This is a genomic window from Mucilaginibacter lappiensis, assembly GCF_050433765.1.
GTDB lineage: Bacteria > Bacteroidota > Bacteroidia > Sphingobacteriales > Sphingobacteriaceae > Mucilaginibacter > Mucilaginibacter lappiensis_A.
Genome location: NZ_JBNPWP010000009.1, coordinates 51,558 through 75,266 on the forward strand (window position 1 = coordinate 51,558; position 23,709 = coordinate 75,266).

Annotated in this window: 17 protein-coding genes; 2 read left to right on the forward strand and 15 right to left on the reverse strand. The window is 41.0% G+C overall.

The genetic code is table 11. From position 1 onward, the window contains the following. Position 1: 1 nt before the first annotated feature. The 15 genes from M2273_RS23105 to M2273_RS23175 form a co-directional block, all read right to left on the reverse strand. Positions 2-499 (reverse strand): YcxB family protein, encoded by a 498-nt coding sequence (locus tag M2273_RS23105; RefSeq protein ID WP_429400148.1) that lies wholly within the window; start codon positions 497-499, stop codon positions 2-4. Positions 500-515: 16 nt separating this feature from the next. After that, positions 516-7,550 (reverse strand): cell surface protein SprA, encoded by a 7,035-nt coding sequence (gene sprA, locus M2273_RS23110; RefSeq protein ID WP_429400149.1) that lies wholly within the window; start codon positions 7,548-7,550, stop codon positions 516-518. Between the two features lie 25 nt (positions 7,551-7,575). After that, entirely contained in the window at positions 7,576-8,160 is a 585-nt protein-coding gene (gene ruvA / locus M2273_RS23115; protein WP_429400150.1) for a Holliday junction branch migration protein RuvA, read from the reverse strand. Between the two features lie 121 nt (positions 8,161-8,281). After that, positions 8,282-10,594 carry an NADP-dependent malic enzyme gene (locus tag M2273_RS23120; protein WP_429400151.1) on the reverse strand — a complete coding sequence of 771 codons (2,313 nt, stop codon included), beginning with the start codon at positions 10,592-10,594 and terminating at the stop codon, positions 8,282-8,284. Positions 10,595-10,718: 124 nt separating this feature from the next. Continuing rightward, the gene (locus M2273_RS23125) at positions 10,719-11,960 is read right to left on the reverse strand and encodes a transglycosylase SLT domain-containing protein (protein ID WP_429400152.1); all 1,242 of its coding nucleotides are present in this window, start codon (positions 11,958-11,960) and stop codon (positions 10,719-10,721) included. Between the two features lie 66 nt (positions 11,961-12,026). After that, positions 12,027-13,451 carry an Asp-tRNA(Asn)/Glu-tRNA(Gln) amidotransferase subunit GatA gene (gatA, locus tag M2273_RS23130; RefSeq protein ID WP_429400153.1) on the reverse strand — a complete coding sequence of 475 codons (1,425 nt, stop codon included), beginning with the start codon at positions 13,449-13,451 and terminating at the stop codon, positions 12,027-12,029. Positions 13,452-13,604: 153 nt separating this feature from the next. Then, on the reverse strand, positions 13,605-13,778 hold the full coding sequence (locus tag M2273_RS23135) for a Sec-independent protein translocase subunit TatA/TatB (protein ID WP_429400154.1): 174 nt from the start codon (positions 13,776-13,778) through the stop codon (positions 13,605-13,607). Positions 13,779-13,809: 31 nt separating this feature from the next. Next, a complete protein-coding gene (locus tag M2273_RS23140) occupies positions 13,810-14,292 on the reverse strand; it encodes a Sec-independent protein translocase subunit TatA/TatB (RefSeq protein ID WP_429400155.1) in 483 nt (160 codons plus the stop codon). A gap of 59 nt (positions 14,293-14,351) precedes the next feature. Continuing rightward, the gene (locus M2273_RS23145) at positions 14,352-15,641 is read right to left on the reverse strand and encodes a murein hydrolase activator EnvC family protein (RefSeq protein ID WP_429400156.1); all 1,290 of its coding nucleotides are present in this window, start codon (positions 15,639-15,641) and stop codon (positions 14,352-14,354) included. A gap of 17 nt (positions 15,642-15,658) precedes the next feature. Further along, positions 15,659-16,447 carry a DUF4292 domain-containing protein gene (locus M2273_RS23150; protein WP_429400157.1) on the reverse strand — a complete coding sequence of 263 codons (789 nt, stop codon included), beginning with the start codon at positions 16,445-16,447 and terminating at the stop codon, positions 15,659-15,661. Next, positions 16,425-18,185, reverse strand: a complete 1,761-nt coding sequence (locus M2273_RS23155) for a tetratricopeptide repeat protein (protein ID WP_429400158.1) — start codon at positions 18,183-18,185, stop codon at positions 16,425-16,427. Before M2273_RS23155 ends, M2273_RS23150 begins: the two co-directional genes overlap by 23 nt. A 97-nt stretch (positions 18,186-18,282) precedes the next feature. Further along, the gene (dut, locus tag M2273_RS23160) at positions 18,283-18,723 is read right to left on the reverse strand and encodes a dUTP diphosphatase (protein ID WP_429400159.1); all 441 of its coding nucleotides are present in this window, start codon (positions 18,721-18,723) and stop codon (positions 18,283-18,285) included. Then, positions 18,720-20,207, reverse strand: coding sequence for a lipopolysaccharide biosynthesis protein (locus tag M2273_RS23165; RefSeq protein WP_429400160.1), 1,488 nt, complete (start codon positions 20,205-20,207; stop codon positions 18,720-18,722). Before M2273_RS23165 ends, dut begins: the two co-directional genes overlap by 4 nt. Positions 20,208-20,246: 39 nt before the next feature. Further along, positions 20,247-20,528 carry an acylphosphatase gene (locus M2273_RS23170; protein ID WP_429400161.1) on the reverse strand — a complete coding sequence of 94 codons (282 nt, stop codon included), beginning with the start codon at positions 20,526-20,528 and terminating at the stop codon, positions 20,247-20,249. 68 nt (positions 20,529-20,596) lie between these two features. After that, entirely contained in the window at positions 20,597-21,763 is a 1,167-nt protein-coding gene (locus M2273_RS23175) for an amidohydrolase family protein (RefSeq protein WP_429400162.1), read from the reverse strand. Between the two features lie 151 nt (positions 21,764-21,914). On the opposite strand from M2273_RS23175, the gene rlmN reads away from it, so the two are divergent. Together rlmN and M2273_RS23185 are read left to right on the forward strand one after the other, a co-directional pair. Then, a complete protein-coding gene (gene rlmN / locus M2273_RS23180) occupies positions 21,915-22,982 on the forward strand; it encodes a 23S rRNA (adenine(2503)-C(2))-methyltransferase RlmN (RefSeq protein WP_429400163.1) in 1,068 nt (355 codons plus the stop codon). 23 nt (positions 22,983-23,005) lie between these two features. After that, positions 23,006-23,704, forward strand: coding sequence for a ComF family protein (locus tag M2273_RS23185; RefSeq protein ID WP_429400164.1), 699 nt, complete (start codon positions 23,006-23,008; stop codon positions 23,702-23,704). Positions 23,705-23,709 lie beyond the last annotated feature (5 nt).

The window sequence follows — 23,709 nt, forward strand, 5'->3', positions numbered from 1 at the left end:
GTTAATTATAGGAAAACTTAATTCCTTTTTCTTTTACCATGTTTTTAAAATTGGCAGCCGCTTCTTTTGATTCAAAACCATCCTTAGGCAAGTAATAAATAGTCCTGTTTAAATTATACATCAGAAAATATTTTTCCCGTTCCGTAAGCATATTTACATATTGCCAGTTGCTCTTATTAGTAAATGAATCACCTGCAATTTCAATGTTATCTTCATTAATAATATATTGCAATTTTTCCTTAAAATAGGGCGTTCTTTCCATTTGATTTTTACAACCCCAATACATGAGAATCGGCATTATACAATAAATACCCGCAAAAAAGCTAATTAACCAAATCTCATCGTTCCAGCCAACCGGCCCACTTGTAAATAATATAACTTGTGTAAAAACAAACGGTATAAGAATTATCATTAGCGATCTATTTTTAAAATATGTCCTCAAACAAATCTTGTAGTATGTTTTCAGATCTATTGAGCTGGTAATTTTAAAATCTTCCATATAAATAATATAATTTTTATTGCAATAACAATTTCAGATTGATACCGAAGTTAGTAAACGCGGTATTAAAGGTTTGCGAAGTGTATGGCCTGGTGATATTTGAATCGTAAAACAGGTTCAGATTAAAGCGCTGATTAATCACATAATCAATTGATGGGCGTACCGTGATATTTTGAGCCCCGGATGATATTTCGGCAGCTTCCACATCAGCACGGTATATTAATGTTTTATCATCGCGCAGCGAAAAGTCAAGTTTAAAATTAACATCGTTATCCTTGCCGGGCCCGCTAAACCAGCCAAATGGAAAATGGAAATTTTTGGTATGATAGCCAAATCCAAATACAATTATTCTTTCGTTTTGCTGTGCCAGCTGACTATTCAGCAAGCTCAAACTCAATGAGCGGCTTTGCCGGTACTCAATATTAGTGGTCATGCTGTTCTTAAACCGGATGCTGGCACCCAGTAACGGTACAAACTGTTCAAAAATAGTTACCTGCGAAAACTGGTATAATGGCAGAAAGTCATTGTTTAAATCCCTTGAACTGGCTGCACCGCGGGCCTCCTGGTATTGCAACAATGTGGTAAATCCGTTTACGTTATAGGATGACCGGTATCCGTGGCTCAGATCAAAGGAATCAAAAACATCCTGTAAGAAGGGCAACTTGCTTAGGCCATTATAAGTTACCTGCCAGTTTGGTATTGGAATAACCGGGAATTGGGTAAGGCTGCTGCCCGATGCGTTTTTACCCGTATACGCCGCCAAAAAAGCGGGCACCAGTACATTCTGCGAATTTGGCCCGTAACCATCGGCGTAACCATCAGTACTGCCAGATGAATTTGGATTAAGGGCACCCAGTTTTTGTGATATCACCGTACGGCTATCTAATAGTTTCTGGTATACCGGCGACGTATTATTGATTCCCGTTGATTTTTTAAATGCCGTGCCAATGGTTAAAAAAGATATGCTGTAATTACCCGTAGTTACCGGACTTAAAGTTTCAATACTGTTGGTTGATTCGAGGTATTTAAAATTAGCCTGATAATTATGATCCTGTGTTTTAAAGGCTAACAACTCAATACGAAGGCCCTTAACGGGCTCTATGATACCCCTGAAGTGCATATCCTCATTAAGCGTGGTCACATACAGCTGATTCTGCAGGGTATCTTTAGTGATCCAGCCGTTAGCTACAGCTTTGACACGTATATCAGTTTGGCTGCCCAGTAAAAACCCTAATCCGGGAGCGCCATAATTTGCATCAGACCCAAAAAAGCCGGATTGCGGAAGATATCCTGGTAAAAACGTACCCTGCGTTCGGGTATAAGTTCCACTCAGGTTTTTAACGCTGGTTAACAGTCCTATAAAGAACTTACTGGCGCTACCCTTTGTATTTGGATTATTAGCCTTGCGTATAAATGGAAACTTATTATAAAGCGCCTCCATGTTAAAGGTAGGGTTTACTTGTATGGCCCTTGAATTTTGGATACTGTTACCCACATCATATGATGGATCATTTATGGCAAATAAGGGCTGCGTTTGCCAGTTAAAGTGGGCACTGTAGCGGGTTACAACCGCCGCCCAGTCCATACCCGGTATTTTATTAAGCGGTACCGTATAGTTTAGGTTGATGGTATGGTTATAGTTTGTAGTACGGCCAAGTTTTTTAAGGTTATCCCAAAGGGTATCACGCTTTAACCCGTTAATGCGACCTGCAGGTTCATCAACTACCGACAAATTGGTAGCGTCAATATCCAGCTGTAGTGATTTTGAGAGGTTCCATCCAATACCATAAACCCTGGTAATGTTAAAATATTTATTGAATGTGGTGGTTGGTATGGGGATAAAATTATTCGGGTCATTATCTCTCAGCGTGTTCTCTGAGTAAAAACGATCAAAGTTGATACTAAAATTGAGCCGCGAAGGCAATATACTAAAGTTGATATCACGGAATAGGGCCAGCATATTACTCTTGATAATCTTGGCAAACGGACTATAATATTTTGGCTGATTTGTATAATTATAAGCAAGGGTTAAGTGATATGTTTTTTCCAGGTCGCTTTGCGTCACAAAATCATGGTGCGTATATTCGGTATAGGCGTAGGAGGCATTCAGGTTTTCAACATCCCAGATATGGTTTGTAGCGTTAGGATCGGTTTTGGCTTTATGTACGTTGGTAAAATTGTAGCTTTTCCGTATGGTATAATCAACAGCGGCATTTCTTATTGAATCGCGCTCCTGGCTGCTGGTTGCGGCGGCGAGCGATTGTTTAAGTTCTACATCGGGTGACCCAGGATCATACTGGGGCATACTTTTTTGGGACGACAAATTTACATACGCCGGTATATGGATGCCGGTTTTATCAGGAAAGAATTTCCCGAGTTCCAGATTTGCCGATACATCATAGGTTTGGTCATCACTCCGGCTCCTGTCATTCAGTCTGGAATCAAGCGTCCCAAAACCGATAGTAGTTTTACTGCCCGATACGGTAATATCAGCAAAATCAGCAAGCTTGGCATCAACCCTTGCAGTTGCAGCCCAACCACCCCGCTGGTCAAAATCAGTTAAGCGCATCTCATCAAACCAAACAATACCGGTTTTATCCAGCCCATCGTCAAGGTTTGATTGCGAATCTCCCTTATAAGGATTCCGCACCCCCAACATAATGGTACGCAGGCGACTCAAATCGGGCTGGCCCTTAATATATACAACATTATTACCCTCCACATATTTAAATACATCAGTATAAGGCACATTGGAGTGGTTACGCTTGAGTTTTGCCCGTGTAAGCAGGTCCAGCTCCAGGTCAATCGCGTTTACCGCCGGCCATATGGCATCAGGATCACGGGTGCCGGGCTGGGTAACTTTTAAAGGCACCTGAAATTCATAATAGTTGTCCTGGTAATCAACACCTAAGCGTACAAAAGCATTCAGATCATTATCTTTTAGCTGCTCGCCTTCGGCATGTACAAACATTTGCAGGCGCTTGTAGGAGCGCAGATCATTATAAAAGGTTTTAAAAGCAGCTCTGGAATAACCATCCCTCAAGCTTTTAACATCTAACGAAAGGGATTGCTCATTTAATTTGGTATCGGTTTGCAGGTTATTATAATTACGCTGACGCTGAATGCCTGGCGGCACCACATAAGGTATTGGTGTACGGTTACCATTTTGCTCAATGTTTACAGCCTGTACATCAAGGGTTGAATTATCAAGCGGCGGATTTGGAATAGCCGGATCGGCAATTACATTAAGCGGATTTTTTTCGGTATTAAACGTACGCCATTCCCCACGCACCAGTTGCAGCGTTGCAAAACGCAATATCGCGGTATCGGCAAAATTGGTCATGAACATACGCATAAAACGTATGGCTTTAAAATCCTGGATGTTACCTACTTTACTTTGATAATCGGTTATAGGTATCCTAAACTGGTACCAGTTAACCATTTGTGTGGTACCATTGGCCAGTTTCACCGAAGCGGTAACTTTATCGCTGATATAATTTTGCCCTACTATCATATCACCGGGGCGCATGGATACTTTGTATTGAAAGTATGAATCCTCCTGGCTCATGTTATTGTCGCGGTTAATATCCTCACCATCGGGCAGTGATGTGGAGGCCGAATTTTGGATCCCTAATTCCGCCTGCGATTGTTCGGCCGTTTTTGAATTGCCATCTGTACCATTGTATTTACTGTACCTATCCAAAATACTGGCTTTGGCCTGGTCAAGTGCCCGCCCCTGGTAATACTGATAATCATCCGATGATGGATCTGCTGCAAAATTAGTAGCCGCCTGGCCGCTTAACTGACCGCTTACCTGCTGAACTATGGGCGCAAATTTGGTTTTCTCATCGGCATCATTTAAACCATCCAAACCTACATCCTGCAGTTTGCGCGAATCGGGATTATTATCAAAAGCGTTTATTACCGGCTGCAATTTTGATACCCGTCCCCAATTTGTTTCATCCACCTGTGTCAGGTCGCCATTAACGGGCAGGCCATTCTCCAGGCTTTTACGTCCGTCTTTTAATATATCTTCAGATACGCTGCCCAGGTTAAAATACAGATCGCCACCGGGCGAATTTGGTTTGTATATAAAAGGATCAAGCACCCAAAATTCGATATAGGCTACATTTAATGATTCAAAATCATTGGTCTCCAGTTTCCTGAACATACCTCCCCAGCGTGTTCTTGGATTTTGCAGGGTACCATCGTTATTAATGCCTGTAGTTGCATAATTATATGGCCCGCGTACTGTTGGATAAAAGGCCATATTCAATGTGGCCAGGCTTAGCTGCTGCCCTGTTGATGATTGTTTGTATGGAAATACCTCCTGCTCAATTACCTGCCTTACATAATGGTTTGAAAGTTCGGCACGTGAAACCGCGACAGTGCCTACATTGGTATAAAATATAGGGTCGATATTATAAAATGCAAGCCGGGCACGGTTGTACCCATAACTCAGGTCATTAAATGTACCTGATTCTGGAAAAAGCTGTGGTGTACCGGATATTTGCCAGCTGTTTGCACTTTTTACATCAATGATTGATTGGCTGTTCTCAAAATCGTCAAGATATGAAGTGCCATTTTTTGATCCGGCAAAGTTTAGGGCGCCGGGGCTGCCTGGTAACAATTGCGCAAACTCGCCCGAAAAGTTGATTGACGAAGGGACCTTGGTGTGGATAAAAGGGATTTTATCAACCAGCCGGGTAAGCAATCTTGATTCTGAACTGTAATTAGCATCAAAACCCCATATGGTATTGGAGATGGATTCATCGCCCGCTACCTCGTTTTGGGTGAGGGGTTGCTCTGTTAAATGCATAATGGTAGCACCCAAGGCCAGCTTATCATTAACATGATAATCAAACCTTGAACCGTATAGCGATTTTTGTTGAACACCAAACAGCTCATTGTTTTCCAGCTTAACCGTAATGGGTTGGCCCGAAGAGAGCAAAGCCTGGTTCAATATGCGGATACGGCCGGCATTATAATCAACCGTATAATCATTACCTTCCTGCAGTTTTAAAGAGCCGGCAGTTACATTTACGGAGCCCTGAGGTATATTCACCGCGTTAAGCTGATACTCTGATCCTCCCGTTGAAGTATAGGTACCTTTTATTAAATACCGGTTTAAATTAGGGAAGTATTGCTGCGCTATGGTTTTGGTTGAATCATACAAAGGCTGATAAACGTACCGCTTGGTAAGGTCCTGCTCGCCGGCCGTAAATTTTTTGGCCAGATCAGATCCAAAGGGTTCCAGTACCGGGAAAACAATGCGCCCGTTTTGCGAATCAATGGTTACCCCCTCTAAAAAGTCGAAATAGCCATCAGGCTGTTTATCACTCTGCTGATTTAAATTATCCAGTCCGGTTATTTGCAACCAAAGTTTGCCTTTGATGTTCTGCCCCTCCTCCATCACTGTTTTTTCAATACCTGATTTATCATCAAGCCGTGTAACGGTTAATTTAAAATCAGTAGGGCTAACCTGGAAAGCTCCCAGCGAGTAGATGTTTTTCATCATCAGATCCCAGCTGGGCAAATTGGTTTTCAGCAATTCATTCTTCAGCAATTTTACAAATAGTACCTTGGGGGTATTGGGGTCAACAGCTACATCGCTGCTAAATTCACCCACCTGGTACTGTACGCCATTAATGGTATACTGATAAGCCACCGCCAGTACCTCGTCATTATTTAACGGGTAATTGAGTGATATATATCCAAGCTGTGGGTGCAGCGTAAATTCTTTATCAGTAAGCTTGCGGGCATAGGTAAGCTTTGAATAATTATCAGTATTGCCAGTGCTTTGAAAGTAATTGGCTGCCGCGTTAGAGTTGGTTGAGCGGGCATCGGCAGGTAAATTATTTAATAAGGAGTTTGATTGTTGTGCAAATCCCGGACCTTTAAAACCCGCCGGTAATGCACTAAAACCTGGGCCTCCCTGTAATAGTGTTCTATTGTAAGGGGCGTTTTCACCAAGATCTAAAAATGCAAGTATATCTCTTGAGTCGGTGGTAACGTTGGTGCGATTAGTTGTCCAAACCTCAATTTTTGTAATATTTACGTTTGAGCTGATGATGGGGATATTAGCCAGCGCTCTATTATAATTATTACGGAAATACTGCGATAAAAAGAAGTGCTTGTTAGCTTCATATTCGGCCGGGGTAAGCCTGAACTCACCCTGTTGCGAACCATTGGTTATGGTAATGGTTTTTGATTGCGACCGCTGTTGCGACAAAATACTGGTTACATCCAACCGTCCAAACTTCAGTTTGGTTTTTAAACCAAAAAGTGCCTGACTGCCTGTTATCAATGTAGTATTTAAAGGCATACTAACGGTACCTGCCTCTACCTTCTGAATGATCTCATCCGGCGATCCTGTGTAATCAAGTTTTATCTGGTTCTCGAACTGAAACTGGGCGTCGGTATTATAATTGGTTGTTATTTTTAATTTATCGCCTATGTTTCCGGTTACATTAAGCTGTATCTTCTGGTCAAAATTAAAATTAAACTGGCTGCGTTGCCGCGTATTGAATAGTGGGTTTTGGTTTTGATTTATCTGACCGGCCAATATCATCTCGGCCGATCCTTGCGGTCTTATATCAATTGTTTGACCGCCAAATATTTGTTCAAAGGTTCTGCTCCTTACTTTTATGGCTGGTATAAACCCTGGCTGTTGTGAGTCATAGGCATAATTATCTGCCAGTTGTTGATAGTAGGTGCGTTGATTTGATTTTTGTTTAAGTTTTAGGTATTGAGCAAAGGTTAGGTATTGTGGCGGCCGGTATAATAAATTACCAACCCGTTCGTATAATATATATCGGTTTGAGGCTGCGTCATATTCAACTGTACGCACCATGTTGGGAGGGTCCGGATCAAAAATACCTTCCCTTATCCTAACGCTTTTAGGCTCGGTCAGATTTACGGGTGCGCTTACCTGTGTCGTATCTCTTTTACCACCCGGAACGCGTTGTTGTGCATACACACTGCCCAGCCCCCCAAATGCCAAAATGAACAACACACTTATAATAATATTATAAGTAAATATTCTTATCAAAGGTCAAGTAGAAATTTATACGTAATTATAGAGTTTTTAAAGCAAACTTTATGAGTTGCTCAACTGTTAATTCTCCATTATTTTTATTCAATTCCTGATCCAATACTTTTTCGGCCGTATTACGCGCAAAACCGAGCATGACAAGTGCCGAAAGCGCTTCGTCCTTAACTGTTTTGCTTATAGGCACAACAGTTAAAGTATCCGGGCCTTCCTTGCGCAATTTGTCCTGCAGCTCCAGTATTATACGCTGTGCCGATTTGGGGCCAATTCCTTTTATGCGTTGTATTAAAGCAACATTGCCGCTAACAATAGCTGCTTGTATTTCGGCAGGGGTTATTGACGATAACATCATTCGTCCTGTATTGGGCCCTATGCCAGATATGGATACCAGGTGTAAGAACAAGCGGCGCTCACCATCATCGGCAAAACCATATAAAGTAAGCGCATCCTCTTTTACGTGCTGCCAAATAAATAGTTTACAGTTTTCTACTTCGGCCAGCCTGGAATACGTGTTTAACGATATATTTATGTGATAGCCTATGCCTCCGGCGTCTATAACTACATGCGAGGGGCTTTTGAATACAAGCTTGCCACTTATATAATCGTACATATTATTTTAATTTGAAAGTATCAAGTAGTTAGTATCAAGTATCAAGACAGCTGCATCTATTTATAAAAATAGGACTTTCAAAAATCTTGATACTTGATACTAACTACTTGATACTATATATTTATTTTCCTTTAAATTTACTAAAAATCCCCGTTGATTTATGGGCATCGGCTTTTGCCTGCGCATCAACAACCGCTATAGTTACCATGTTTACAATTTCCCGAACCGAACTTCCCAATTGTAACACGTGAACCGGTTTTTTCAGACCTAATAATATAGGCCCTACGGCTTCGGCGCCACCAATTTCCTGCAACAGTTTGTAGGCAATATTTCCCGACTCCAGATTTGGGAATATCAATGTATTGGCGGGTTTTCCGTTCAAGGTTGAAAACGGAAAATTATCAGCCAGCAGATCAGAGTTTAGGGCAAAGTTGGCCTGCATATCACCATCTACTACCATATCGGGGTATTGCTTATGCAGCACCCTTACAGTTTCCCGCGTTTTTTCAGGTATAGGCCCTTCGTTTGAGCCAAAGTTAGAGTAGGAAAGCAATGCTACCCTTGGGGCTATATTAAATTGTTTAACAGAACGCTCAATAAGTACGGTAATATCAACCAATTCCTGTACTGTTGGGTTTTCATTTACGGTAGTATCACCAAAAAACACAGGTCCCTTTTCCGTGATCATCATATACATACCAGCCACCCGGTTCACACCTTCTTCGGTACCAATAATTTGCAACGCGGGTTTAATAGTAGTTACATAATTTTTGGTTAAGCCTGATATCAGCGCATCGGCCCTGCCAAACTGAACCATGCAGGCGCCGTAGTAATTACGATCTATCAATAGTTTCTTCGCCTCAAATAAAGTGATTCCCCTGCGCTGGCGTTTTTTGTACAAATACTCGGCGTATTCTTCCATATTTTCGCAACCCTCGCGCGGGTCTATGATCTGTACATCATCCAGGTCAAGATCATTCTCGCGCATGATTTGCTTTATCCTATCAATATTGCCCAGCAAAATAGGCGTGGCTATACCCTCTTCCTTTACAATTTGGGCCGACCTTAAAATTTTATAATTATCAGCCTCGGCAAAAACCACACGTTTAGGGCTTTGCTTGGCTTTATTGGTAAGATTACGCAACAGTTTATCATTGGTGCCTAACCTTGATCTTAATTCTTCATGATAAGCCTCCCAGTCGGTAATTACCTTACGGGCCACACCCGAATCAATAGCCGCTTTAGCAACCGCTGCTGATACTTCGGTGATCAACCTTTGATCCATTGGTTTGGGGATGATATAATCTTTCCCAAATTTCAGATTGGTGATATTATAAGCCAGGTTTACCGCTTCGGGAACAGGCTTTTTGGCCATTTCCGCAATAGCGTGAATGGCGGCTATCTTCATTTCCTCATTAATGGCGGTAGCACGCACATCAAGCGCGCCCCTGAAAATATAAGGGAAACCTAATACGTTGTTTACCTGGTTAGGATAATCAGACCGGCCGGTTGCCATAATGATATCCTCACGGGCTTTTATGGCCAGATCATAGGTGATCTCTGGCTCGGGATTGGCCATAGCAAATACAACAGGCTTTTTAGCCATCGACTTCAGCATATCAGGTGTAACCACATTACCAGCCGAAAGACCAACAAAAACATCTGCATTTTTCATCGCGTCGGCCAATGTTTTTATATCGGTGCGGGTGGTGGCAAATTCCATCCTGATGTCATCAAGGTCAGTACGCTCAGGAGTTATTAAGCCATTAATATCAAACATCACCAGGTTCTCCTGCTTAACCCCCAATGACAGGTACATTTTTGAGCATGATACCGCGGCGGCACCTGCGCCATTAACTACCATTTTTATTTTATCCAGCTTTTTGCCCTGTATTTCGCAAGCGTTCATTAAAGCAGCTCCCGATATGATAGCAGTTCCATGCTGGTCATCGTGCATCACCGGAATATTCATTTCGGCTTTAAGCCTGCGCTCGATCTCGAAACAGGTTGGAGCCGATATATCCTCCAGATTTACGCCGCCAAAAGTAGGTTCAAGCGCTTTTACAATAGCTACAAATTCATCAACGCTTTTAGCATTTACTTCCAGGTCAAAAACATCAATATCGGCATAAATTTTAAACAGCAGGCCTTTTCCTTCCATCACCGGTTTACTGGCCTCGGGGCCAATATTACCTAAGCCCAATACGGCTGTTCCGTTGCTAATAACAGCCACCAGATTACCTTTAGCTGTATATTTATACACATCCTCCACATTATCGGCAATGCGCAGGCAAGGCTCGGCAACACCCGGCGAATACGCCATGGTTAGGTCACGTTGCGAATTGGTTGGTTTGGTAGGTACTACCTGTATTTTTCCGGGGCGGCCTTGTGAGTGGTAGTTTAAGGCGTCCTGTTTACGGTTGTTCTTGTTCATCTTATAATAAAAATCAAGCACCCAAAATTACAATTCTTTTTAAGGTAAGCTGCATAAAAAAGCCCGGCTTTGAAACAAATCAAAACCGGGCTCTTCATATTCAGGATATTAACCCTTTTAATATTTACAAAGCCTTCTTCGTTCTTTGGCTAACAGATGCACTTGTTGATACTTCTTCGCCCGAAGTTACTTTAATGGTTTGCCCAACCGGGGCTTTATTGCTTTTCAGATGGTTCCAAACTTTCAGATCCTGTACTTCAACACCATATTTATCGGCAATGGCGGCCAGCGTTTCACCTCTTCTAACTTTATGGTGAGTTGGCATCCTGCGCTCAGGTTTACTTTCGGTGTATGAGGCATAAGTTACCTTTGGCTCCGGCGACCCGGCTTCGCCTGTGCCATTTAGTACATTATATAAGGCGGCATAATTCTCTTTGGCGGTTTGCGGTAAAATCAGCCTGCGCGGCGCGGCAGCTGTACCATTCACTATTAATCTTCGGTAGGCCGGGTTCAGTATAGCCAGCTCACTAATGTTTATTTTTAAAGCCTGTGATATATTGCTTAACGTAACATGTTTTTTTACCATGACAGTGTCGGTCTTGGTAGAAAAATTACAGGCTTGTGCAACAATGTTATGCTTGTTATAATAACTCATTACATAGTTCATGGCAATAAAGGCCGGTACATACCCCCTGGTTTCTGAAGGTAAATATTGGCGTATACTCCAAAAATCATTGGCTCCGGCCTTCGCAACGGCGCGTTCTACATTACTTTTGCCGCAATTGTAGGATGCTATGGCCAGTAGCCAATCGCCAAATTCCTGGTAGGCATCTTTTAAATAGGCAGCAGCAGCATAGCTGGCCTGTATGGGGTCACGACGCTCATCAATATAACTATCAATATTTAACCCATACAATTTACCTGTAGTATACATGAACTGCCATAGTCCGGTTGCCCCAACTCTTGATACCGCATTGGGATCAAGCTTTGATTCAACTATCGACAAATATTTTATCTCTTCGGGGATGCCGGCATCGCGGAAAGCTTTTTCATAAATAGGAAAATAGTACTTGGAAAGTCCTACAACCTGCCCCATCTCATCGCGGTTATGCATGTACAGGTCAATATAACTCTGTACGTATTCGTTATAATCAAGCGGGATATCTTTGTGGATAGAATCTAAGCGGCGCTCATAAATACCTCTTTGCATGCCAACCAGTGGCGCGGGCGTATTAATAACCGGAAGCACGATGGTATCGCGGTAATTAATTAGCCTATGAAAGTTTGAGTTTGCAGAAGAAAAAGGGTTAGCATGAACAATTTGCAGTAATAAAAGGCAGATGGTAAGCGTAAATAATCTCTTCATTCTTTAGGGATTTAATTAACTAAAGATGCTGCCAGCATCCGTTATTTTACTAAAATATCAATTTTTTTACAATTCAAGGAAGTATTTGGAAAAATTCAATAGTTCCTGTTCGTTAAAATGTTTAGTAAGTAATTGTAAACCTAACGGTAATCCTTTGCTATTATTGCCGGCAGGCAGTGAAATAGCAGGTACTCCGGTTAGTGATGCTTGTACGGTAAAGATATCCGAAAGATACATTACAATCGGATCTTTTTCCTGGGTACCTAAGGCAAATGCCGGTTCGGGTGCGGTTGGTATCAGTATAAAATCATATTCATTCAGTATCTGATCAGTTTTTTCCCTTATCAGCCTGCGTACTTTTTGGGCTTTGGCATAATAAGCATCATAATAGCCGGCGCTAAGTACAAATGTGCCCAGCATGATGCGGCGTTTTACTTCCTTGCCAAACCCCTCGGAACGCGAGCGTTTATAGGTTGACTGCAAATCCTCAGCCGATGGGCTGCGGTAACCATAATGTACCCCATCAAACCGGGCCAGGTTTGATGACGCCTCGGCCATGGCCAAAATATAATAGGCCGGCACCAGGTAATCCAGTTGATCAAACGCAATGGGCTTTACGGTATGCCCGTCGGCACGCAGCTTATCAATATATTTTACCAGTGTATCTTTTATTTCTACATCAACACCCGGGCTTGAAAGGGCTTCCTGTAAATAAGCGATCTTTTTTTTGCCGGGCTTTTCTATATGGCTTGAAAATGCCGGTACTTCTTTTTGAGCCAGGGTGCTGTCATACTCATCCGGACCGGCCATTATTTCCAACAGCAGGGCGGCATCCTCAACCGACCGTGTAATTGGACCAACCTGGTCAAATGATGATGCAAAAGCAATAATACCATGCCTTGAAATACGGCCATAAGTAGGCTTTAGCCCTATTACCCCACAAAATGAGGCAGGTTGCCTTACTGAGCCGCCTGTATCTGTACCAATAGCGGCATGGCACATACCGGCTTGCACAGCAACGGCCGAGCCACCCGAAGAACCACCCGAAACCCTTGTTTCATCGGCATAATTTTTTACCGGACCATAAAATGAGGTTTCGTTGGCACCGCCCATGGCAAACTCATCGCAATTACAACGGCCAATAATAACCACATCCTGAGCCAACAGGCGTTCAACAATGGTTGAAGAATAAATTGAAGTGAAATCTTTTAATATTTTTGATGAGGCACTTATCTTATGCCCTTTATAGCAGATATTATCTTTTATGGCGATAACCATACCGGCCAGTTTACCGGCGGTACCATTTTTTATGCGGTTGTCAACATTTTTTGCGTTGATCAGTGCTTCCTGTTCAAATACCTCATTAAAAGCATTTAAATGAGCATTTTTTTTAATTTGATCAAGGTAACCTTTTACCAGTCCTTCTACTGTAATTTCCGCACGTTGCAACCCGCTCCTTATTTCACTTAAAGAGGAATAAAATTTAGCCATGGGGCTAAAATAAAAAACTTATCTGTTGAAATACGAAATAATTCATCATAAAGGAGTATCAAGTAATTAGTATCAAAAATCAAGACAGCTAAATCTATTTTTAGAAGCTTTCAAAAATCTTGATACTTGATACTAATTACCTGATACTTAAAACTAAACCTTTGGCTTTTCTTCGGTTGTTGTATTGTTTTCTCCGCTTTGCGCGTCTTTAAACTCTTTAACGCCTTTTCCTAAACCTCTCATTAGTTCGGGTATTTTTTTACCGCCAAACAATAAAAGTATTGCAATGATGATCAGAATAATTTCTGGTGCGCCTAATCCACCCATGATTTTTAAGTTTTATGTTATGTAAATATTATTATGATTTGTATTCTTCTTGTTCTTTTTTAACCGGTTCTGTAGTTTTTTTGGTCAGATCGATATGCGTTTCAGCTGCCGGTTCACTTTCATTACTTGCGTAAGGATCTGATACCGGAATTGTATTTGGAACTTTATTTTGTGCATAAGGAGTGGTATATTCAGGTGTACCTTCTTCGGTAAGCGTAGTTTCATGCTCAACCGTACCTTCTTCAATAACCGGCGTTTCATGTTCAACTGTATTTTCAATCAGCGGAGTTTCTTTTACCTGGGTTTCGGTCTTTTTGTCCTCGTAATTATTGATCTGGTTGTTGATCTCACGCTTAACATCCTCAGATGCATCTTTAAAATCACGAATGCCTTTACCTAAACCACGAGCAAGATCGGGCAGCTTTTCGCCGCCGAAAAGCATTAATGCTGCAAAAAGTATCAGTACCATCTCCCCTGTACCAATATTTAAAAATAAAAAAACTGAACTTAACATAGCATTTTTTTTAAGGTTACAAATATATACAATTAAAATTTCATAAAGTTCATAACTAATTAGTTAGGTGCCAACCATATTTTAGGGTTCACTGCCGATACCCCTTTGTATATTTCAAAGTGAGCTGCAGTTTCGCCGGTTGAAGGATCAGTTGCAACCGTACCTAATGACTGTTTTGTACTAACTTTTTGCCCCCTTGCCACACTAACCGACCGTAAATTGGCGTATACCGTAAAATACTCCCCATGCCTGATCATGACCAGGTAGGTACCGCTTACATCAACCACTTTAATCACATCCCCATCAAATACAGCCCTAACTGAACTACCCTGATTGGTTCTGATATCAACACCTGTACTTTCACTCCTAATACCCTCAGGGGTAGTGTAAACACCAAATCCCTGGGTTATACCACCGTTAGCAACCGGCCATGGCAAACGGCCCCGGTTACCCAAAAAGTCGTTTGATAGTTTAGCTGCTTCAGGGGTAGCATTCAGTATACTTGAGGTACTGCGTACTGCCGGCTTAGCTGCCACAGGCGGCGGCGTCTTGTTTTCGGCTTTAGCCTTTGCTGCTGCTATCCTTGCGGCTTCCCTCGCTTCTTCTTCGGCCTTGCGCCTTGCTTCTTCAATTTCCCTGCGAATGGCTGCACCTATCTCCCTGTTTGTTTTAGCAATTTTTGCCTGCACATCGCGCTGCTGCTGTTTTAGCTGGCCCTGGTGCTGCGACAAATCGCTCACTACTTTTACTTGGTTATTTTTCTCTTTACCCAGGGTTTCCTTTTCTTTTTGCTGATCAGCCAGCAAAGTGCTTTTTTCCTGCTTGCTTCTATCAAGCTCATTTATTTTTACATGCAGTTCCTTTTGTGTTCCCTGTATGTAACCCGCCTGCCGCTCGCGGTAAGTACCAAACTGCTGTAAATATTTTAAACGTTTATAGGCCTGGTTAAAATCTTTCGAAGCAAAAATAAACATCAACTTATTATAAGCGCTTTTATTGCGGTAAGCAAAAAGCACCATGGCTGCATATTCTTTTTTTAGCTGGTCAAGCTGTGTTTGTAAACTATGTACGGTATTATTGCTCTCAGAGATCTGGTTATCTAAATTTCTTACTTCAGAATTAATAATATTTATTTTTTCTTCCCTCAGGTTTATCTGGGCTTTTAACAAACTTAATTGTTTTAAAGTAGCTCTTTTATTATTGGCAGTTTCCTGGTAATCTCTATTTAGCTGCTCCAGCTCGTCTGATAGCCGGTCACGTCTCCGTTTTAATTCGGCACTGCTTTGTGCATGTACATCAACCGTTATAAATACTGCTATTATAAATAATACTACTTTTAAAAATTTCATCAAACAAAAATAATTAATTATTTGGCCGCCTCGTAACTGGCAGGGATACTAAACGGATATTCCTGCTGTACATCATAGTCGGCTTTTGTATAATGCAAATTAACCTGTATTTTTTTATCTTTTACTACTGATGCTATATCTATTTCTGATGGCATAATCCTATTGGTAGCCTGTATAAAGGTATTGTTAACTACCTGTAACGACTGACCCTCATTTTGATTGGATAAATTCGTTTGCGTAACCTTTAAATCGGCACCCACAATCAATTTATACAACAGGTCCTGGAGACTACCGCTTAATGTAGTATTCCCGTCTGCATTCACAACATCTGCTTTCTCATTCAATAACTCGGGTATCGCGTTACCTATCAATAATGATTCGAGCGTTTTATAATTAACCTGGTTGCTGGCGTACTTATACACGTAGCTAAATGGTTTTCTTAAATATACACCCTGCAAGCGGTTTATAAGTAAAATACTATCGGGCGTAATGAGTGCACGTGCTGCTTCAACGCCCAAAATAGCGGTAATGGAAACCCATATCTTTTTATCCCGTTGAATGCGTATGTTTAAGGTAACATCATTGCTGTTGCCATTAATATCAAGCTTGGTTTTGGCTCTGCCGGCAAATGTATTGAAGCTTACCTGTTTTGCCTTTATAGCATCCAGCTTACTACTCACATTATCAAGCGGTTTTGCAGTCGAGTCGGCCTTGCGGCTTACTATTACGTGCTTACGTGCTTTACAACTTATCATTGTCAGCAGGCAGCAAACAATGAGCAGCTTATTCAATATATTTTTTTTCATTTATTTTACGCTCTAATACCGGCGACTGATTACCGTGGTCTTTGGCTTTTTTCCAATTTTGTACAGCATCATCCGTGTTACCCAGGTAAAACAGAATATCGCCATAATGTTCATATTTGGCCGAACTATTGTCCTTATCGTGTGCCAATGCCTTCTCCATCCATACCCTTGCCTCGGTATATTTTTTTTGCTTAAATAATACCCAGGCATAAGTATCCTCGAACGATGCCGTGTTAGGTTGCAGTTCATTAGAACGGGCCGACATTTGCGCAGCCTTATCTAAAGCCTCATTCCTTAACGATAAATAATAGGCATAATTGTTTAACGTAAACGCATTATCCGGATTATAGCTTAATGCCTTATCATAAGCTTCATCTGAGCTTTTATTGTCTTTAAGATCATGGTAACAATCTCCCATTAATGAAAAGCTTAACGAAAGTAAATCCTTATCCTGAATTTCTAATGAAGTTGCATTTTTAACATAGGTCAAAGCTTTTTTAAAATCTTTTTTTTGCGCCCATGCTACGCTTACCATATAATTCATCCAACCCTGGTTGGGGAACAATGAAAGGGCATTTTCGCCATCCTTAATAGTGGCGTCCATATCGTTTTCGCTTAGCTCAATACGCACCAGCTGCTCATGTACCGCATATACCTGCTCATTAAGTTCAATTGATTTTTTGTACGCCTGCCTTGCTTCTTTATTCTTTACATTCTGCAACAGCATATCGCCGTAAATGGCATAGGCTTTGGCGTCGGCGGGGTGGGTAACTGTTAATATGCGGCTAAGCTCAAGTGCGCTGGCTTTAGCATTAGGTTCAGGGAATTTGGGAAAGTAACCTGCAATGATCCTTATTTTTTGATCTATACTGATATCCGGGTTTGAGAATGCCAGGATCAGCTGGTTAAAACTGGCGTCTTTATCTTTTTTATCCCTGTAAATATCGGCAAGGGCAAGGTGCACCATGCCACTATTGCTATTCAGTTTTTCGGCTTGCTGTAAAACCTTCAAGGCTTTGTCATTTAAACCGTTCGAATTATAAATTTCGGATAACAATAAATAGTAGCGTATCTGATCCGGGTTATCGGCTATAGCTTTTTCAAGTTCGGCAGCAGCCTGATCAATCTTGCCCTGTTTCAGATAAATTTTTTGACGACTGGCCAAAATATCATCGCTTGGCCCGGTAAGCTGCTCCAGCTGATTGTACACTTTAAGGGCATCGTCATATCTTTTTAAAAGAAGGTAAGCATTAGCCTTATCAAAATAATAATCAGGTTTATCGGGGTTGATCCTGATCAGTTGATTAAATACGTTTTCAAGTTTATTGATGCTGTTACTTTTTTCATAACTATCGGCAAGCGCTACCCAATACCATTCGTTATCAGGACTAATTGATACGGCTTTTTCCAGCAGTGGTTGGGCACCTGCGTAATTATTTTGCCGCTTTCTAAGATTGGCCAATTCATACAGGGAAGCATCATTTGCAGGATCTGTTTGCAATATCCGCTCAAACATTTCAGTAGCCAGCTTTGTATTATCGATGGTTTTTTCGTGCAGTGCCGAGAAGAAAAGCTGCCTAACCATTGTGCTGTCAAGCGCATTCATGGACTTGGATGCCGGCTTTTGGGCACTGGCTTTCAGAGTTAAGAGACAAGAAACAAGAAACAAGACCGCCATCAAATAATGGATACTTGTTTTATTATTCTGTTTGCCATATCTTAATTCCTGATGCTTCATGTTCTTATCCGGCCTCAACCATTTCCTCTTTATTCCTATTGTCTTTTGTCCTTGCTCTGTATCCTGGCTCTTATCTCTTGATTCTACCCTCCTGATTCTATTTCGAACCAACTCCGGTATGGCCAAATCCGCCTTCGCCCCGGTTAGTTTCATTTAGTATCTGCACATCATCCCAGATCACTTTTTCGTGCCGGGCAATCACCATCTGGGCAATGCGGTCGCCTGTATTGATCTCAAACACATCGGCCGAAAAATTAATGAGCAATACTTTGATTTCCCCGCGATAATCGGCATCAATGGTTCCCGGCGAGTTAACAATACCTATACCATGTTTAAACGCCAAACCACTGCGCGGGCGTATCTGGGCTTCAAAACCTTCGGGCAGTTCTATATGCAAACCGGTAGGGATCAATTTACGCTCCATTGGCTTAAGCAATATAGTTTCATCTGTATTGGCCCGCAGATCCATACCGGCGGCATGTGCCGTTTCATAAGCAGGTAAACTATTTTTTGATCGGTTAATTATCCTGATGGTCATCGTTTACTAAATATAATTTTTAATTCTTTGCGCTCAAAATAAAAAGCGGTAAATGCAAATAACAGCAAAAGACCGTTACCTGCAAATATGTTTCGTTTAAATACTGTAAATGATACAAACACCAACACTATTGATGCAATGATATAAGCGAGGTTCTTTTTAAGATTATAAGGAATGGGATAGTTTTTTTGCCCCCATAAATATGATAATACCATCATGGTTGCATAAGCTGCTAACGAGATCCAGGCCGAAGCCATATAACTGTATTTGGGTATAAATATAAAGTTTAGTATTAAAGTAAGCACCGCGCCAATACCAGAAATATACAGCCCATACCGGGTTTGATCAGACAGGCGGTACCATACCGATAAATTCATATATATGCCTAAACTAACATAACCAAATACCAATGGTGGTACAACGCCCAACCCTACCCAATAATTATGATTATTTACAAAATATTTAAGCAGTTCAATATTGGCTATCAATGCTACAAATATGATGCAAACCGCTATGACAAAATAATCCATAATACGGGCATAGGTTTGCTTGGCATTTTTATTTTTTGAGTGATTAAAGAAGAACGGCTCGGCCCCTAACCTGAAAGCCTGAACGAATATGCTGAGGAACAGCGAAATTTTAGCACAGCCCGAATATATACCTACCGCATTCGCGCTCTCTTTGGCAGGCAACAGTTTACCCAGCAGTAGTTTATCAACGTTTTCGTTAAGTGCATAGGATATGTTGGCTATCATTATTGGCCAACTGTACAACAGCATATCTTTTAATAATACCCAGTTAAATTTGAACCTGAATTTGAGCAGTTCGGGTAATATAAATAGTAACGTTGCGGCACTTGAAATAAAGTTTGACATGAACACATAACCCACCCAACCTGGCCTGAACCACGATCTGATAAAATCGGCACCGGCAAAGTTATGTTTGATCATAAACGGCAGTACATAAATAAAAACCAGGTTACTGCCTACAAAAATAACCACGTTAATAAACTTGATAATACCATAACGGGCCGGGCGCCCATCGGCACGTATTTTAGCAAATGGAATTGCGCTGATAGCATCAAGTACTAAAACCGCAACAAAGTATTTTACATACAAAACATAATCTGCGTGGGTGTTACTGTTACCAATACTAATAGAGGTTGCTACGTTATTAATTAGCGGGAAAACAATAAGTAAAAAAACTACCGATAAAGTTAAAACGGTAGCAAAAGCATTGTCATAAACAGCCTGTTTTTGATCGTCCCTTTTATTAACGTACCTGAAAAAAGTGGTTTCCATACCAAATGCCAGCAGGGGGTTAAGCAGCGACACCCAGCTAAACATCGTAGTGAATATACCATATACCTTTGGTTGATATGCACTTGTATAAATTGGCGTTAAAATAAAACTAAGTACTTTTGATACAATAGTACTTAAACCATATATGGCAGTTTGACCTGCAAATTTTTTAGCGGTAGACAATGTTGATGTATAGGGTAATTAAAATAATAAGCTGTTAAATTACAGGCTCTTTTTTACGACCTCAAAATTACGATAGTTTTTTAATTCGCCCTCATGGGTTTCAACAGAACTTACTTCGGCATCTTGCGGGCCCTCGTTACACCAATCCATAAACATTTCAAGTGTGGTATTATCAGCTTCTGCTGCTATAAAAACATCGCCGTTGGGCTCATTTTTAACAAAACCCCGCACGCCCAACTGGTCGGCCACCGCCTTGGTCGCTTTACGGTAAAAAACGCCCTGAACTTTACCCTTTACAGTGATATCGAGATGTTTGATCATTTTTAATTTGAAAATTTGGTGATTTGAAAATTTTGATTTATCGCCCGCATGCCCGGTTACTTTTCAAATTATGCCAATCTTTTAACCTTACTCTCAGGAGTTATTTTTAATCCGTCTAAACCAGTAATGAGGTTAAGTCCCGGCACTTTGCCCGGTTCAAGTGTACCCTTTTCGTCGTCGATACCTAAAAATTTGGCACCATTTAAAGTACCCCATTCAATTAGTTTTTCAGTACTGATTGCAGGGAACTTTTTTTGAATGGTGCGCATTTCGCTCAATATACACAGACTGCTGTTTGATGCCAGGCTATCGGTACCCAGCGTAATATTAAAGCCCTGATCAATGAAGAGTTGTATTTTAGGAAGACGGTTTTCGATATATAAATTAGCATTAGGGCAAAAGCACCAGTTTATTTTACGATCAAAACGTTTTATAAAGTAAATGTCTTTTAAATTGGTACAGGTATTATGCACCAGCAAAACCTGTTGTTTATTGGTTAGTAGTGGAATAATGGATTGTAAGGAGTTGCGGGCCTGTGGCTTAAAGTGACCGATATCAATACCAAAATGCTCATATAGCCCAATAAAGCCGCCTAACTTATAACGGTAAAACTTGTTTTCGTCCTCGCACTCCTGATTATGGATACTGATCAGATTTTGACCTGAATCGCTATGTTTCCTGATCAACTTAAATAATTCTTTTGACACCGAATAAGGTGCATGAGGTGTAATAGAACAGGATTGCGGTTTAAATTCATTCAGCAATTCCATGGCCTTATTGAAAGTTTCCTCTGCATTTTGAGGTAAAAATCCAAAGGTTTCAACAAAAGTATGATAATATAACTTGCTGGCTGCCTTAACCGGGATACTCAAATTACTGTTTGAAATATCGCCAACTGCCACAATACCATTCGTGTACATTTCGGCATCGGCTTTTTGAATAGCATCCAGTACTTGTTTATCATCGGCTTTTCTGAAACCCTGTACGTCTTTTACAAAATTCACCAATCCGTTGCCGGGTTGTATCTTATCTTTAAGATGTGACAATTCAATATGGCAATGTGTATTTACAAATCCCGGGCAAATAATGCCACTTAACTGCTCAACAGGACCATTGGGAGGATTGTTATGATCTGTAACGGAGATGATCTTGCCGCGGTCATCAATAGTAACTATTCCATTCTTAACAGGATCGGCAAAAACAGGAAAAACGTAATCAGCTTTAAAACTTTTCATTCAATATGTTAACTTAGTATCTGTCTCACAACGTTTTTCATATTACTTCATAAAAACAATTACAATTAACTTTTAGCTATTGTTTTTTTATCCTTAAAAAGAATGACTTTAAAACAAGACGATTTTTTTTAAATTTAAGTACTTTTGCACTGTGAATAATGCAAAAGATAAAATAGATATCCGCAGCCTTAGTCTGGAAGCCTTGCAGGAGCATTTTATCCGGATGGAGGAAAAAAGTTTCAGGGCTAAACAAGTTTATGAGTGGCTTTGGAAAAAATCGTGCTTCTCTTTCAACGAAATGAGCAATATTTCAAAAGAACTGCGCACTAAACTTGATGAAAACTTTGTTATTAACAACGTTAAAATTAATTCATCACAGGTTAGTGCTGATAAAACTATAAAAAATTCTTTTATTTTACACGATACTCACTTAATTGAGGGTGTTTTAATTCCAACACCGGGCCGTATGACGGCCTGCGTATCATCACAAGTGGGGTGCAGTCTTACCTGTAAGTTTTGCGCAACAGGATATATGGAGCGTAAAAGAAACCTTAATCCCGATGAAATTTATGACCAGGTAGTTTTGATTGACAGGCAGGCCCGTGAAAACTATGGCATACCTTTATCAAACATTGTATATATGGGCATGGGCGAGCCACTGCTTAACTATGCCAATATGATGAAATCTGTTGAGCGCATAACCGCCGAAGACGGCTTGAACATGTCGCCCAAAAGAATTACTGTATCAACAGCGGGCATAGCCAAAATGATAAAAAAACTGGGTGATGACCAGGTGAAATTTAACCTTGCCCTATCATTACACGCAGCTAACGACGAAAAGCGGAACACCATAATGCCTATTAACGAGCAAAACTCATTAAAGGCCCTGGCCGAGGCTTTAAAATATTATTACGCCAAAACCAAAAACCCGGTAACTTACGAATACATTATTTTTGATGGGGTTAATGATAGCATTCAGGATGCTATGGAGCTGGCAAAATTTTGTAAACACCTGCCCTGCAAAGTAAATATTATTGAATATAACCCTATTGCCTTTGCCAGCTATATTAATGCAGGCGAAGACAAGGTTGAAGCATTTGCTGATTATCTTCAAAAACAAGGCATTAACACGCATTTACGACGCAGCCGCGGTAAGGATATTGATGCTGCCTGCGGGCAACTGGCTATTAAAGAAAAAGCAAAGGTTGCCGAAGTTTAAAAAATCTGCACTAAATTCATAGCATGAAAATGCTGCGCGGCTATCTGGCCGATTTTGTTTCACTGCTGTTTCCTGAACTTTGCCCGGCATGTGGGGCCAGTCTTGTGGCTAATGAACACATCATTTGTTCAGACTGCCGTTACAATTTACCTTACACCAACTTCCATTTACAGGCCGATAATATTGTGGCCCAGCAGTTTTATGGCAAAATTAATGTAGAGGCTGTATACGCCCTGTACTATTTTAACAAAGGTGGCAAGGTACAGAGCCTGATGCACCATTTTAAGTATAAGGGAATACAACAGATAGGTAATTTACTGGGTAATATGGCCGGCACACAGTTAATGGAAAATCACATTTTTAATACTGCAGACCTGATCATACCAGTACCCCTGCACAAAAGCCGGCTAAAAGAGCGTGGTTACAACCAAAGCACCTGCTTTGCCAATGGCCTGGCGCAAAAATTAAACGCTGTAGTTGAAGATGATAACCTGCAACGTGCTATTGCTACAGCAACACAAACCCACAAGTCGCGTTTTGCAAGGTTTGAGAACATGCAGGAAGTTTTTATGGTTAAACACCCCGAAAGGTTAGTGAACAAACACGTTTTATTGGTTGATGATATTGTAACAACCGGCTCAACGCTTGAAGCCTGCGGAATTGAGCTGCTAAAAATACCAGGGCTTAAATTGAGTATTGCTACTATTGCTTATGCGCAGTAAGGGAA